General features: G+C 70.9%; 13 protein-coding genes and 2 tRNA genes. 9 read left to right on the top strand and 6 right to left on the bottom strand.

Going from position 1 to position 13,096, the window contains the following annotated elements; translation table 11 throughout:
• Positions 1–32: 32 nt before the first annotated feature.
• Positions 33–108 (bottom strand) — tRNA-Lys (locus tag ACE101_RS24425).
• 102 nt (positions 109–210) lie between these two features.
• Here ACE101_RS24425 and ACE101_RS24420 point away from each other — a divergent pair.
• Positions 211–1,299, top strand: coding sequence for a hypothetical protein (locus ACE101_RS24420; RefSeq protein ID WP_379135222.1), 1,089 nt, complete (start codon positions 211–213; stop codon positions 1,297–1,299).
• A gap of 10 nt (positions 1,300–1,309) precedes the next feature.
• Here the strand turns inward: ACE101_RS24420 and tgt are convergent, their stop codons facing one another.
• Both tgt and queA read right to left on the bottom strand, forming a co-directional pair.
• Positions 1,310–2,446, bottom strand: coding sequence for a tRNA guanosine(34) transglycosylase Tgt (tgt, locus tag ACE101_RS24415; RefSeq protein ID WP_379135220.1), 1,137 nt, complete (start codon positions 2,444–2,446; stop codon positions 1,310–1,312).
• Positions 2,446–3,546, bottom strand: a complete 1,101-nt coding sequence (queA, locus tag ACE101_RS24410; protein WP_379138903.1) for a tRNA preQ1(34) S-adenosylmethionine ribosyltransferase-isomerase QueA — start codon at positions 3,544–3,546, stop codon at positions 2,446–2,448. The genes tgt and queA overlap by 1 nt, the downstream gene beginning before the upstream one ends.
• Before the next feature lie 117 nt (positions 3,547–3,663).
• Here queA and ACE101_RS24405 point away from each other — a divergent pair, with 117 nt between their 5' ends.
• Positions 3,664–3,864: a hypothetical protein gene (locus ACE101_RS24405; protein ID WP_379135217.1), complete on the top strand. Its 201-nt coding sequence runs from the start codon at positions 3,664–3,666 to the stop codon at positions 3,862–3,864.
• Between the two features lie 109 nt (positions 3,865–3,973).
• Positions 3,974–4,861, top strand: coding sequence for a cation diffusion facilitator family transporter (locus tag ACE101_RS24400; RefSeq protein ID WP_379135215.1), 888 nt, complete (start codon positions 3,974–3,976; stop codon positions 4,859–4,861).
• 6 nt (positions 4,862–4,867) lie between these two features.
• On the opposite strand, the gene ACE101_RS24395 is transcribed toward ACE101_RS24400, so the two are convergent.
• Positions 4,868–5,764 (bottom strand): class I SAM-dependent methyltransferase, encoded by an 897-nt coding sequence (locus ACE101_RS24395; RefSeq protein WP_379135212.1) that lies wholly within the window; start codon positions 5,762–5,764, stop codon positions 4,868–4,870.
• 67 nt (positions 5,765–5,831) lie between these two features.
• Between ACE101_RS24395 and ACE101_RS24390 the strand changes: the two genes are divergently transcribed.
• Entirely contained in the window at positions 5,832–6,248 is a 417-nt protein-coding gene (locus tag ACE101_RS24390; protein WP_379135209.1) for a helix-turn-helix domain-containing protein, read from the top strand.
• Between the two features lie 50 nt (positions 6,249–6,298).
• Here the strand turns inward: ACE101_RS24390 and lipB are convergent, their stop codons facing one another.
• On the bottom strand, positions 6,299–6,982 hold the full coding sequence (gene lipB / locus ACE101_RS24385; RefSeq protein WP_379138900.1) for a lipoyl(octanoyl) transferase LipB: 684 nt from the start codon (positions 6,980–6,982) through the stop codon (positions 6,299–6,301).
• A 107-nt stretch (positions 6,983–7,089) separates the two neighbouring features.
• Here lipB and ACE101_RS24380 point away from each other — a divergent pair, with 107 nt between their 5' ends.
• From ACE101_RS24380 to ACE101_RS24370, 3 genes are all read left to right on the top strand, one after another.
• A complete protein-coding gene (locus tag ACE101_RS24380) occupies positions 7,090–7,395 on the top strand; it encodes a FliM/FliN family flagellar motor switch protein (protein WP_379135207.1) in 306 nt (101 codons plus the stop codon).
• A gap of 127 nt (positions 7,396–7,522) precedes the next feature.
• Positions 7,523–7,607, top strand: a tRNA-Leu gene (locus ACE101_RS24375).
• Positions 7,608–8,175: 568 nt separating this feature from the next.
• Positions 8,176–9,243 (top strand): glycosyltransferase family 61 protein, encoded by a 1,068-nt coding sequence (locus tag ACE101_RS24370; RefSeq protein ID WP_379135204.1) that lies wholly within the window; start codon positions 8,176–8,178, stop codon positions 9,241–9,243.
• Positions 9,244–9,371: 128 nt separating this feature from the next.
• Here the strand turns inward: ACE101_RS24370 and ACE101_RS24365 are convergent, their stop codons facing one another.
• Complete coding sequence (locus ACE101_RS24365; protein WP_379135202.1) at positions 9,372–10,688, bottom strand: GT-D fold domain-containing protein; 1,317 nt, start codon at positions 10,686–10,688, stop codon at positions 9,372–9,374.
• A gap of 291 nt (positions 10,689–10,979) precedes the next feature.
• Between ACE101_RS24365 and ACE101_RS24360 the strand changes: the two genes are divergently transcribed.
• Together ACE101_RS24360 and ACE101_RS24355 are read left to right on the top strand one after the other, a co-directional pair.
• Complete coding sequence (locus tag ACE101_RS24360) at positions 10,980–11,414, top strand: GlcG/HbpS family heme-binding protein (RefSeq protein ID WP_379135199.1); 435 nt, start codon at positions 10,980–10,982, stop codon at positions 11,412–11,414.
• A gap of 7 nt (positions 11,415–11,421) precedes the next feature.
• On the top strand, positions 11,422–13,023 hold the full coding sequence (locus ACE101_RS24355; protein ID WP_379135196.1) for a peptide ABC transporter substrate-binding protein: 1,602 nt from the start codon (positions 11,422–11,424) through the stop codon (positions 13,021–13,023).
• Positions 13,024–13,096: the final 73 nt, after the last annotated feature.

The following is a 13,096-nucleotide window of genomic DNA, read 5'->3' as shown; positions in this document are numbered from 1 at the left end:
CGCCAGGTCGCTGGCCTTGCGGGCGAGATCTGTGGTGAGCGCGCTGGGACTCGAACCCAGGACCTACAGATTAAAAGTCCGTTGCTCTACCAGCTGAGCTACGCGCCCGCTTCCGCGTGGGTCCGGCGCGGGCAACCCGGCGGTCCGTGAACGAAGCAGGCGCGGATGTAGGGGGTTGACGCCGCGGGGTCAACCGCCGAACGAGGGCGCGTGATCCGTCCCGTCCCCATTTCCGCAGCGGTCCCGGTCGCGGTGGCCGCGAGCACGGCGGTCGCGAGCGCGGCCTGGCGCCGGTTCGCGTGGATCGTCCTCGGCACCGCCGTCGCGGCCGGCCTCGCGGTCTTCGCCTTCGTGGCGGCCATGGACCCGTACGGCCTGCGGGCGGCGCCCGGCCGGGCGCCGGGGCCGATCATGGATCTCAACCAGCGCTACATGTACCCGCAGATCGTGCGCGGCGGTTCCTACGACGCGGCGGTGTTCGGCACCTCCACGGCGCGGCTCCTCGATCCGCGGGCCCTCGACCGGGTGTTCGGGGGGCGCTTCGCCAACCTCGCCATGAACGCCGCGACGCCCTGGGAGCAGACGCAGCTCGCCCGCCTGTTCCTCGCCCGCGGGCGGGCGAGCGCGATGATCCTCGGGATCGACGCGAGCTGGTGCGACCCGCAGGCCGATGCCAAGCGGCTGACCTTCCGGTCCTTCCCGCCCTGGCTCTACCGGGCGGATGCGGCGTGGCGGGGCCTGGTCGCGCAATGGAACCTGCAGAGCGTGCAGATCGCCGGGCGGGTCCTGCTGCACCGGCTCGGGCGCATGCGCGAGCGCATCCGCGGCGACGGCTACGAGGTCTTCACCCCGCCGGAAGCCAGCTACGACCCGGCGCGCGCCTCCGCCCACATCCGGGCGATGGCCGAGGCGCAGGCGCCCCTCCCGGGCGGCACCGCCTTCCCGGCGCTCGAATGGCTCGACGGGCTCCTGGCGGCTCCGCCCGCGGCGGCGCTGCGGCTCGTGGCCTTCATGCCCGCCCACGTCGCCATCCAGCCGCGGCCGGGCAGCCCCGAAGCCGCCCAGGAGGCCGCCTGCAAGGCGCAGGTCGCGGCGATCGGCCGGCGGCGCGGGGCGACGGTGGTGGATTTCCGCATCGCCTCCCCGGTCACGACGCAGGACGTCCATTACTGGGACGCCCTGCATTACCGGCTGCCCATCGCGGACCGCGTGCTCCAGGGCCTGCGGCGCGCCGTCGATACGGGCGCCGACGATCCGGACGGGGTCTACCGCGTGCTCGCCCACCCGGCCGCGGGCTGAGCGGGCGGCGTCAGCGCCCGGCGCGGTCGCGCTCGGCCCGGGCCCAGCCCTCGCGGGTCTCGCCGATGAAGTCCGCCAGCCGCCCCTCGGCGATCGCCCGGCGCAGGCCCGCCATCAGGTCCTGGTAGTAGGACAGGTTGTTCCAGGTCAGCAGCATCATGCCGAGGATCTCGCCCGCCCGCACGAGGTGGTGCAGGTAGGCCTTGGTGTAGAGATTCGCGGCCGGGCAGGTCGATTCCGGGTCGAGGGGCGTGTTGTCCTCGGCGAAGCGGGCGTTGCGCAGGTTCAGGCGGCCGTGGCGGGTATAGACCATGCCGTGGCGGCCGGCCCGGGTCGGCATCACGCAGTCGAACATGTCGATGCCGCGGCGCACCGCCTCGATGATGTCGTCGGGCGTGCCGACCCCCATCAGGTAGCGCGGCTTCGTCATCGGCAGGTGGGGCTCGACGGTCTCGATCATCGCCAGCATGGTGGCCTGCGGCTCGCCCACCGCGAGCCCGCCCACCGCGTAGCCCTTGAGGTCGAGGTCCACGAGGGCCTTCGCGCTCTCGATCCGCAGGGCCGGGATGTCGCCGCCCTGCACGATGCCGAACAGCGCCTTGCCGGGCTGTTCGCCGAAGGCGATGCGGCAGCGCTCCGCCCAGCGCAGGGACAGGCGCATGGCCTTCGCGATGGCGGCCTCGTCCGCCGGCAGGCGCACGCACTCGTCGAGCTGCATCTGGATGTCGGAGCCGAGCAGCCCCTGGATCTCGATCGAGCGCTCGGGCGTCAGCACGTGGGCGGTGCCGTCGATGTGCGACTGGAAGGTCACCCCGGTCTCGTCGAGCTTGCGCAGGCCCGACAGGGACATGACCTGGAAGCCCCCCGAATCCGTGAGGATCGGGTAGGGCCACTGCATGAAGGCGTGCAGGCCCCCCAGCCGCGCCACCCGCTCGGCACCGGGGCGCAGCATCAGGTGGTAGGTGTTGCCGAGCACCACGTCGGCGCCGAGCGCCTTCACCTGCTCGGGATACATCGCCTTGACGGTGCCGGCCGTGCCCACCGGCATGAAGGCGGGGGTGCGGATGACGCCCCGCGGCATGCGGATCTCGCCCGTGCGGGCGGCGCCGTCCGTGGCCGCGACGGTGAAGCGGAAGGTGTCGGTCATCAGGTCCCGGCCCGGAAGAGAAGGCTCGAATCGCCGTAGGAATAGAAGCGGTAGCCCTGCGCGATGGCATGCGCGTAGGCCGCCCGCATGGTGTCGAGGCCCGAGAACGCGCTCACCAGCATGAACAGCGTCGAGCGCGGCAGGTGGAAGTTGGTCATCAGCACGTCCACCGCCCGGAAGCGGTAGCCGGGCGTGATGAAGATGTCGGTTTCGCCCGCGAAGGGCCGGATGGTGCCGTCCGGATCGGCCGCGGCCTCGAGGAGGCGCAGGGAGGTCGTGCCCACCGCCACGAGGCGCCCGCCTCCCGCGCGCACGCGGTTGAGCCGCTCCGCCGTCTCGGCCGTCACCGTGCCGATCTCGGCATGCATGCGGTGCTCGGCGGTGTCGTCCGCCTTCACCGGCAGGAAGGTGCCCGCGCCCACATGCAGGGTGACGCGGGCCTGTCCGATCCCGGCCGCGTCGAGGCGGGCGAGGAGGTCGGGGGTGAAGTGCAGCCCCGCGGTCGGGGCCGCCACCGCGCCGGGCTCGCGGGCGTAGACGGTCTGGTAATCGGCGGCGTCCTGCGCGTCGGCGGGGCGGCGGCCGGCGATGTAGGGCGGCAGGGGCAGCTCCCCGAGCCGCGCTACTGCCTCGTCCAGGTAGGCGCCCGACAGGTCGAAGGCGAGGGTGACCTCGCCCCCCTCCCCGCGCGCCGCGACCGTCGCGTCGAGATGGGCGAGGTCGCAGGCCGTGCCCTCCGGCCCGGCGCCCGCCTCGCCGGCCGCGAAGCGGATGCGGTCGCCCTCGCGCAGGCGCTTGCCCGGCCGCGCGAAGGCGCGCCAGCGGTCCGGCGCCTCGCGCAGATGCAGCATCGCCTCGACCCGGACGGTGCTGCCGTCCGGCCGGGTGCGCAGGCCGCGCAGGCGGGCGGGAATCACCCGGGTGTCGTTGAAGACGAGGCAATCCCCCGGCCGCAGCAGGTCGGGCAGGTCGCGCACGCGGGCCTCCGCCGGAGGGGCGCCGGGATGCACCCGCAGCAGGCGGGCGGCATCCCGGGGCACGGCCGGGCGGAGCGCGATCAGCGCCTCCGGGAGATCGAAATCGAACAGGTCCACGCGCATGCGCGCCATCAGCACGGATCCGGCCCGCGGATCAATGGCCCGTGGCGGCGCGGAGCCGGCGACGCCATCTTGGTCCGAGAGGGGGCCCTCGGGAAGCGGCCAGGGAGGCCGATGACGATGACGCATCATCCGACGCTCGATGCGGAGCTGGCGGCGTGGTGGGAGGCCGAGGCGGCGCGCCTGGAGGCCCTCGCGGCGTCCGCCCGCTTCGGCTTCATGCAGCGCCGCTACACCCGCAAGGCCGCGGAGGCGCGGTCCCGCGCGCAGCTCAGCCGGGTGCGCGAGGCCGCGCGCCGGGGCGAGGCGGCCCTCTCGTGAGGCGCCGTCTTAGCCGTGGCTAAGAGGTGTGCTGTGGCCTTGCGGCGCCGGCTCCGCGTATGGAGCCGGCGCCCCGCGAGGGCCGGGGCGCCTTGACGGACAATCTGCGATGGAACGTGCGCAAGCCGCGGCGCTGGTCAGCGCCGGCCTCGGGCTGGTGGTGCTCGGCCTGAAGTTCGGCGCGTGGTGGCTCACCGGGAGCCTCGCGCTCTACTCGGATGCGCTCGAGAGCATCGTCAACGTGGTGGCAGCGGCGACCGCCTTCGTGGCCCTGCGCGTCGCCGCGCAGCCCGCCGATCAGGACCACCCCTACGGCCACCACAAGGCGGAGTATTTCTCGGCGGTGATCGAGGGGGCGCTCATCGTCGTGGCGGCGGTGATGATCCTGCGGGATGCCTACGAGGCCGTCCTCGACCCGAAGCCCATCGACCTCCCGCTCCTCGGCGTGGCGGTGAACGGCCTCGCCACGGTGATCAACGGGATCTGGGGCTGGATGCTCCTGAAGCGCGGCCGGGCGTGGCGCTCGCCGGCGCTGATCGCGGACGGGCGGCACGTGATGGCCGACGTCGTCACCTCGATGGGCGTGCTGGCGGGGGTCGGCCTCACCACCGCCACGGGCTGGCTCCTGCTCGATCCGGCCATCGCCGCCCTCGTCGCCCTCAACATCCTGTGGTCGGGCTGGGGCATGGTGCGCGAATCGGTCAACGGCCTGATGGACCAGGCGGCCGCCCCCGAGCTGCTGGAGCAGATCCGCGGCCTGATCTCCGAGCACGGGGTCGGCGCCCTCGAGGCGCACGACGTGCGCACCCGCCACGCGGGTCAGGCGACCTTCATCGATTTCCACCTCGTGGTGCCGGGCGAGATGACGGTGGCGGAATCCCACGAGATCTGCGACCGGCTGGAGGGGGTGATCGAGGAGGCGCTGCCGGGCGCGGTGGTGACGATCCACGTCGAGCCCGGCGACCACGCCAAGCAGCGCGGCGTGCCGGTCCTGTGAGGGGGATCAGCCGGCGCGGGCGCGGACGAGCCAGCAGGCGGCCGTGAATCGCGCGGCCCCAGCCGACAGGTAGGGCGCGAAGGCCCGCCCGACGGCGGCGGTGACCGATGCCCGCGTCGCGGCATCAAGGTCGGGCAGCAGGAGGCCGACCCGGCCCATGCGCGTGGCATAGATGGCGAGGTCGGTCTCCGGGAGGGAGCAGGGGACGTCGAGCGGCGCGATGTCGATGTCACGCCATCCGCTGCCCGCGAGGATCCGCTGCACCCGATCCGCATCGCCGAAGGCGAACTGGCCCGGGGCGGCCGGATCGCGCCGCGTCAGCGCGGGCAGGATGGGCGCGGCCGCCGTCTCGGCCGCGATCATGAAGGGGTTCTCCGCCGCACGGCGCCACGCGACGAAGGCGAGGCCGGCACCGGGGCCGACCGCGCGGCGGATATTGGCGAAGGCGGATTCCGGGGCGTCGAAGAACATCACGCCGAAGCGCGAGATGACCGCGTCGAAGCCGGCCGGCGCGAAGGAATGGCGCTGCGCGTCGCCGAGGATGAAACGGGCATTCCCGGCGCCCTCCGCCGCCGCCCGGCGGCGGGCCGCCGCGACGAGGGGGGCGGAGATGTCGAGCCCGGTGCAAGTGCCGTCCGGGCAAGGACCCTCCGGGCAAGGACTTGCCAAGCAGGTGCCCTGCCGCGCGAGATCCCTCGCCACCGCGAGCGTCGTGGCGCCGGCTCCACAGCCGATATCGAGGACGGTCCGGGCCCCGCTGGCCCGGACGATCCCCGCCAAGCGCTGCTCGAATGGCAGGAACAGGCGATCGAGCAGCGCCTGCTGCTCGGCCCAGACCTCGCCGTTGCGCGCGTTCCATGAGGCGGCCTGCCCCTGCTGGGCCTGTCCGTCCGGCTGAGCCATCGCGTTTCCCTTGCGTCGCTGGAGCGATGCCGGCAGGCTACGACCTCAAGTGAACTTGAGGTCAAGCGTGCGTCTCATCGATATCGCCGAGGTCGCGCGGCTGTCCGGCCTGCCGGCCTCCACGCTCCGCTTCTACGAGGAGAAGGGCCTGATCGCGTCGTCGGGCCGGCGCGGGCTGCGGCGGGTCTTCGACCGCGACGTGCTCGATCGCCTGTCGCTCGTCGCGCTGGGCCGGTCGGCGGGGTTCTCCCTCGACGAGATCGGCGGGATGCTCGGCCACGAGGATCAGCCGCGGATCGATCGGGCGCGGCTCGCCGCGAAGGCCGACGAGCTGGACCGGACGATCCGGCGGCTGAGCGCCCTGCGGGACGGTCTTCGCCACGCGGCCGCCTGTCCCGCTCCCAGTCACGCCGAATGCCCGACCTTCCGGCGCCTGCGGACGATCGCCGCCGCACGGGTGCGCCGGTCTCCGCTCCCGACCTGACGCGCTGCCCTTTGCCGGACCGGGATCCCCTCCGGCGGGGGCGCCCGGCTTTAGCCCGGCGCCGAAACCGGCACCGTCTCCCCGAACACCTCCTCGAAGCGGGCGCGCAGCACCGCATCGACTTCCGGCAAGCTCACGAGGCGGCCGAGATCGACGAGGCTCGTCACCCCGTGCCCGCGCACCCCGCAGGGCACGATGCCGTCGAAATGCGTCAGGTCCGGCTCGACGTTGAGGCTGATGCCGTGGAAGGTCACCCAGCGCCGGACCCGGATGCCGATCGCCGCGATCTTGTCCTCGACCCCCTCCCCCTTCTCGGGACGGCGCACCCAGACCCCGACCCGGTCCTCCCGCCGCTCGCCCCGGACCGTGAATTCCTCCAGGGCGGCGATCAGCCACGCTTCGAGGGCGGAGACGTAGAGCCGCAGGTCGGGCCGGCGCCGGTTGAGGTCCAGCATCACGTAGGCCACGCGCTGGCCGGGGCCGTGATAGGTGAACTGCCCGCCCCGCCCCGTGCGGTGGACCGGGAAGCGCTCCGGCGCCACCAGATCCGCCTCCCGGGCCGAGGTGCCCGCGGTGTAGAGCGGCGGATGCTCCACGAGCCAGACCCGCTCGCGCGCCTCGCCCCGGGCGATGGCGGCGACCCGGGCCTCCATGGCGGCCTCGGCCGCGCGGTAGTCGGTCAGGCCCTCCGACACCGCCCACTCGACGGGGGGCGAGCCGGGGCGCGGCAGCATCGTCTCGGGGGCGACGGCGAGGCGGTCGTTTACCAAGGCTTCACCATGACGACGAAAAGTCGGGCGAGAGGCCGCACGACGCGGCGGCGCGGGGAAAGGCGGGGCACGTGGCGGTTCTCGAAGAGCTCAAGGTGGATCTGACGGTCGTCCTCGGCCGGAGCCGGATGCCGATCCACATGCTGTTGCGCATGGGCCGCGGCGCCGTGATCGAACTCGAGGCGACCGACTCCGATATGGTCGAAATCCTCGCCAACGACCACCCGATCGCCCGCGGGCAGATCGTGGTGACGGGCAACCGCATCTCCGTCGAGGTGACCGAGCTGATCCGCAAGGCGGAGGTGGTGCGCGAGCCGGGCGTGAAGGTGGGCGAGGGCGCCGCCGCCGCCCTCAGCGAGGCCCCCGACCTGCCCTGACCTGAGCCCGCAAAATTTTCCGAACTCGGCGCTTGTGACCCCGGAATCGACCTGCTATAGGCTGCGCCACGCTTCGAGAGCGGGTCGCAACCCCGCACCGCCGGCCCCGCCGGCGAGGAAGTGCTCCGCGGCCGTGGCGGAATTGGTAGACGCGCTAGCTTGAGGTGCTAGTTGGGCAACCAGTGGAGGTTCGAGTCCTCTCGGCCGCACCATTCCTCATTCCCTCACGAGGGACAGGATGGTGCCAGACAGTGGCAATGGGGTTGATCGCTGACGCAGAGTGATCCTCCGAATTGATCTTGCGATGAGCGAGATCCGCAGCGAGACCCGCTCTATCGGGTTCAGAGATCCCGCAAAGTCTTCGATCTCGCAAAGTCTCCCCGAAAATTGCAGAAAATCCCGCTTCCGGCGGTTGAGGCATGCGGATCGGTCGGGTTCGGGTGGGTGGCACGGATCTCGTGTCGACGGACCGAGATGCCGAAGCATCGGCTCGTTAGCTCCTGTCGAATTCCCGACGCCCAGCCGGACGCGCGGCAAGAGCCCGGGGGAGAAGCGTCCGTCGTTCTCGCAGGCCGCTGAAGGTTCTCCCATTCGGTTTCGAGGGACATCGCTGCGACACCGTGCGCGGCGACTGTCGGATCGATATCTAAGAGTGCGTGGCATTCGAGCCTTCTCCAAAGTGGAGAGGCGCGCCGGTTGCTGTGCGTGACATATTGAGATATCGTATGTTTTTGAATTTCGAATACTGAGTGTTTTGCCCGTATCGGAGAGGTTGTTTTGTTGCTCCTTGATGAATGTCACGAATTGTGGGGGGCGAGCCGCATCATCGAGGCGGACCCTCTGACGATAACGGCTTCTGATATCTTTTATCTGCCTTACGCCCATGGTCAGGCTTGGGGATTGTTCGAGCAGGATGGCCGTATCATCGAGGCGGCCGTGGACTTCCGGGATGTGAGCAAGGAGACGCACGGCCAGCTGCTGCTGTCGCCCTTGAGGATCGATCAAATCGACGACCATGCCCCGCCCAGGAGATATGTCTATGGCGGTCATGTCAATTTGCATTTTGGCCATTTCATCATCAATACGCTGCCGCGCTTCTGGGATATGTCCCGGAATATGACTGCGGATACGAAGATTCTGTGTCACGGCATTGGATCGCCGGAGCTCTGGTTCAGCATTCCGTTCATCGCCCGGGCTTTCGCATTGCTCGGCCTGTCGGTGCGGGACTTCGTGTCGTTCGATCGCCCGACCCGGCTGGATGCCGTCATCGTTCCTGGGACGAGTTTGGAAGAGCAGCAGGCCGGCTACCAAGCCTATGGTCGGCTCGGCAGGGCCATCGGTGCCCGCGTCCTCGCTTCGAGCTCCGTCGAACAAAGCGACCGTCCGGTCTACTATTCCAAGGCAAATCTCAAGTCGGCAGTCGGAGTCATCGTCAACGAGCGTGAGATCGAAGACGTTTTGGCATCCAAGGGTGTCGATATCGTTCATCCCGAATCCCTCACCTTGGATGATCAGATCGGCTTGATGGCGAGTCGGACCTCGATCATGGGATCATCGGGATCCTTCCTGCATACAAGTATATTCTGCCAAAATCGAAATATCACCTGCCTGAACGTGACGCATAATATCAACTCGAATTTCAAGATCATCGACGATCTCGCTGGCAATAGTTCTAATTATTACTTTCCGCGTAGTATCGAAGTCATGGATAAGGCCGACGGCTTCATAACCGTCCGCCATCTGCCGGATGCCAGGCAGGTTGCCGTGGAACTGCTCGATCTCATGCACGCGAAGGCGCGGCGGGAGAAGCGACGGCGTCGATGGTGGCCGTTTGGGAGGAAGGCCTGACGGCGGGATAACGGCCGCCCAAGGTCGGCCGCCCAAGGTCAGCTATCCAAGGGCGGCCACTCACGTCCGGCAGGCGGGATGGCTGCGGAGGTTGTGCTGCGGATAGGGGCCGCCCGGCGGCCTCCTCCTCACGCGAGGGCGAGCCTGCCGAGGCCCGGGCGGGTGCCGAAGCCCATCCACCCGTCCGCCAGCGAGCCGATGTCGAGGGCGACGCCGCCGCTGTCCCGGATGCGCCGGCAATAGAGCTTTCCGAGCAGGCCCGCGGCGACGAGGTAGAGCCGGCCGTGGAGCGGCCGCGACAGGCTCTCCATGACGGCGTGGAACCGGTCCGGCCAGTGGGTGCCCTCCACCGAGGAGGCGGCCACGAGGTGGCTGTGCCCCTTCTCGCCGGGCACGGGATGGTAGTCGATCTCCGAGAACCCGAACGCGGCCGTCAGCAGGGCCGGCAGGTCGCGGTGGCAGGCGATCAGGCCGATGGCCTCCTGCTGGCGCATCAGGCGGTAGAGCAGCCCGGACTGGTGCAGCTCGAGGTGGATCAACTGCGTGCAGGACGTGGCCTGGGGCGGCCGTGCGACCCGCAGCAGGTTGACCAGGGTCGAGATGCCGGTGACGCTGAGGATCGTGTATTCGTGCCGGATCCAGTTCGGGTAGGGCATGCCGACGATGTCGGCCTCCCGCATCGCATCCGTGATCCCGAACGCCGTGTCGAGGAAGCCGCGATCCTGGGCGTCGATGGTGCCGGCGAACCAGACATGCGCCCGGTCACGGCGGTTGTGCCGGTAGAGGTGCGGGAAGCGGGCCTCGTCCGCCGCGCCGAGATGCGCGAAGGCCCCTTCCCCGTCGCCGACCCGGATCAGGCTGAACCCCCTGCGGGCTTCGAGCGCGGCCGCGGCCGCGGCGGCGACGTCGCCGACCGGGAGGTAGCGGGGCGATGCGCTCACCGCGTTCGCCATGGCGAGGGCGCGCGCGCGCGGATACTCCGCCACGAAGCGCCCGAATTCCCGCAGCACCCGCGCCAAGGCCTCGATCTCCTGCCGCTCCGGATGCCCGAGCATCGGGATCCGGTCGAGGGCGGCGTCGCCCGCCGCGTGGTCGCCCATCGCGTGGAGGAGCCGCGCCGCGACGAGGTTGGTGCGGTCCTCGTGCGGGTGATGCGCCAGGATCTCCTGCAAGCTGCCCAGCGCCTCGGCGTGGCTGCCCTCGTGCAGGTAGAGGATGGCCTTCTCGTAGCGCGACAGGATATCGCGCGCATCCGCGGCGCCGAGATGGTCGAAGACCGACAGGGCCTCCGCGCGCAGGCCCGCCTCCCGCAGGACGATGCCGATATTCACGCCGTCGAGGGACGGCAGGCGCGCCGTCAGGCTCTCCCGCGCGATGGCGCGGAGGCGGTCGTGATCACCGGCTGCCGCGCGGGCTTCGGCCAGAAGGTCAGGGGGCCTGTTCATCAGTCTCTCTTACGGTTTCCGATTGATCGCTTGGCGATTGCTGCGCAATCGCTTTCGCGATGCGGAAACCGGCTCCGCTCACATGCCGCACGGGCTGGTGATCCGGTTTCCGGACGATCACGTCCGGAAACCGGATCGAAGGGGGCTGGCGGCGAGGCCTGTGCCGGTTTGCGGCCAAGTTTGTGACTCTACGATGAAGGCTGGCGGCGATGCGATCGGGGGCGTGATCCCGGGCGATTTCGCGGCGGCGGAGTTGTGCTATGCCCGCCTCCGGCGACACGCGGAGGCTTCATGTCCGACCTCACCCTCGATTCCGCCCAGACCATCGTGGCGACCGCGCTGAATACGGCACGCGGGCTGAATCTCAAGCCGCTCGCGGTCGTGGTGCTCGACGCGCGCGGGGCGCTGAAGGCGGCCGGGGTCGAGGACGGGACCAGCCTCAAGCGCGCGGAGATCGCCGCCGCCAAGGCCAACGGGGCGCTCGCCCTCGGCATCGGCTCGCGGGCGATCGGCGCGCGGGCCGAGGCGCAGGCCTATTTCGTGGCGGCGGTGACGCATCTCGCCGGGCCGGCCGGCCTGGTGCCGGTGCCGGGCGGCGTGCTGATCAAGCGCGAGGGGCGCGTCCTCGGGGCGGTCGGCATCTCGGGCGACACCTCGGACAACGACGAGACCGCGGCGGTCGCCGGGATCGAGGCCGCCGGGTTCCAGGCCGAGACCGGCGCCTGAGCGCGGCATGCGCCGCCGCGACCTCCTGGCGGGCTTGGGTGCCGCATCCCTGGGCGCCGCGGCGCTGGCGGGCCGCGCCCGCGCGGCGGGGCCGGCGGTCTACCGGCGGGGCAACGGCGCGGATCCGGAGACCCTCGATCCGCACAAGACCTCGACCGTCGCGGAGGCCACCATCCTCCTCGACCTGTTCGAGGGGCTGACCTGCTACGACGCCGGGGGCAATCTCGTCGCCGGGGCGGCGGAGAGCTGGACGACCGCGCCGGACGGGCTCGCCTGGACCTTCACCCTGCGGCCGGACGGGCGCTGGTCGAACGGCGACCCCGTCGTGGCCGAGGATTTCGCCGCCGGCCTGCGCCGGATGCTGAACCCGGCCACGGGCGCGAAATACGCGAGCGTGCTCTTCCCGATCCGCCGGGCGGAGGCGGTGAACCGCGGCGCGGCGCCCCCGGAGGAACTCGGCGTGCGGGCGCCCGACCCGCGCACGGTGGTGATCGAGCTGGAGCAGCCGACGCCCTATCTCCTCGAACTGATGACCCATCAGGCGAGCACGCCGGTGCACCGCCCCTCGCTGGCCCGCCACGGCGAGGCTTTCAGCCGGCCCGGCAACCTCGTCTCGAACGGCGCCTACCTCCTCGGGGACTTCTCGCCCAACGACCGGATCACCGCCCTGCGCAACCCGCATTACCGGGCGGCGGGCGGCGTGCGGATCCCGCAGGTCGAGTACATCCCCACCCCGGACCTCGCGGCGGCGGTGCGGCGCTTCGCGGCGGGCGAGATCGATTCCCTCGACGACCTGCCGGCGGATCAGATCAAGACCCTGAAGGCGCGGTTCGGCGCGCAGGTCTCGCTCACCCCCGCCCTCGGCGTGCTGGCGCTGATGGTCAACCTGCGCAAGCCGCCCTTCGGCGATGCCCGGCTGCGCCACGCCCTCTCGCTCGCCGTCGACCGGGAGTTCCTGGCCGAGGCGGTGTGGGGCGAGACCATGCTGCCGGCCTATTCGCTGACGCCGCCGGGCCTCGACAACGCGCTGCCGCCGCCGGAGATGCCGGGCCGCGCGCTGTCGCCGCTGGAGCGCGAGGACCGGGCGGTGGCGCTCCTGCGCGAGGCCGGGTTCGGACCCGGCGCGAAGCCCCTCGCGGTGGAGATCCGCTACAACACCACCGACAACAACCGGAACATGATGGTGGCGATCGCCGACATGTGGCGGGCGCTCAACGTCGCCACTTCCTTCGTCAACACCGACGCCAAGACCCACTTCGCCTATCTGCGCGACGGCGGCCCGTTCGATCTCGCGCGCTACAGCTGGATCGCGGATTACTCGGACCCGCAGAACTTCCTGTTCCTGGTGGAGAGCGGCAATGACGGCTTCAACTCGGGGCATTACGCCAACCCGGCCTACGACGCGCTGATGCGCGAGGCGGCCGGCACGATCGACCTGGAGCGGCGCGCGGGCATCCTCCACCGCGCCGAGGCGCTGTTCCTCGCCGACCTGCCCTGGATCCCGCTGCTGCATTACCGGCACAAGCACATGGTGTCGCCGCGCCTGAAGGGGATGCAGCCCAACATCCGCGGCGTCGCACCGACCCGCTACCTGTGGCTCGACGGATGAGGATGCTTCCGGAGTCCGGGGCCTGTGGCCCCGGCGGGTCCAGGGCGGAGCCCGTGCCGGGGCTTGAGGCGAT

This window comes from Methylobacterium carpenticola (assembly GCF_042748905.1).
In the GTDB taxonomy this organism is placed as follows: Bacteria; Pseudomonadota; Alphaproteobacteria; order Rhizobiales; family Beijerinckiaceae; genus Methylobacterium; species Methylobacterium carpenticola.
The sequence above is the reverse complement of the archived record's forward strand: the minus strand, read 5'-3'. Positions and strand labels throughout refer to the sequence as shown.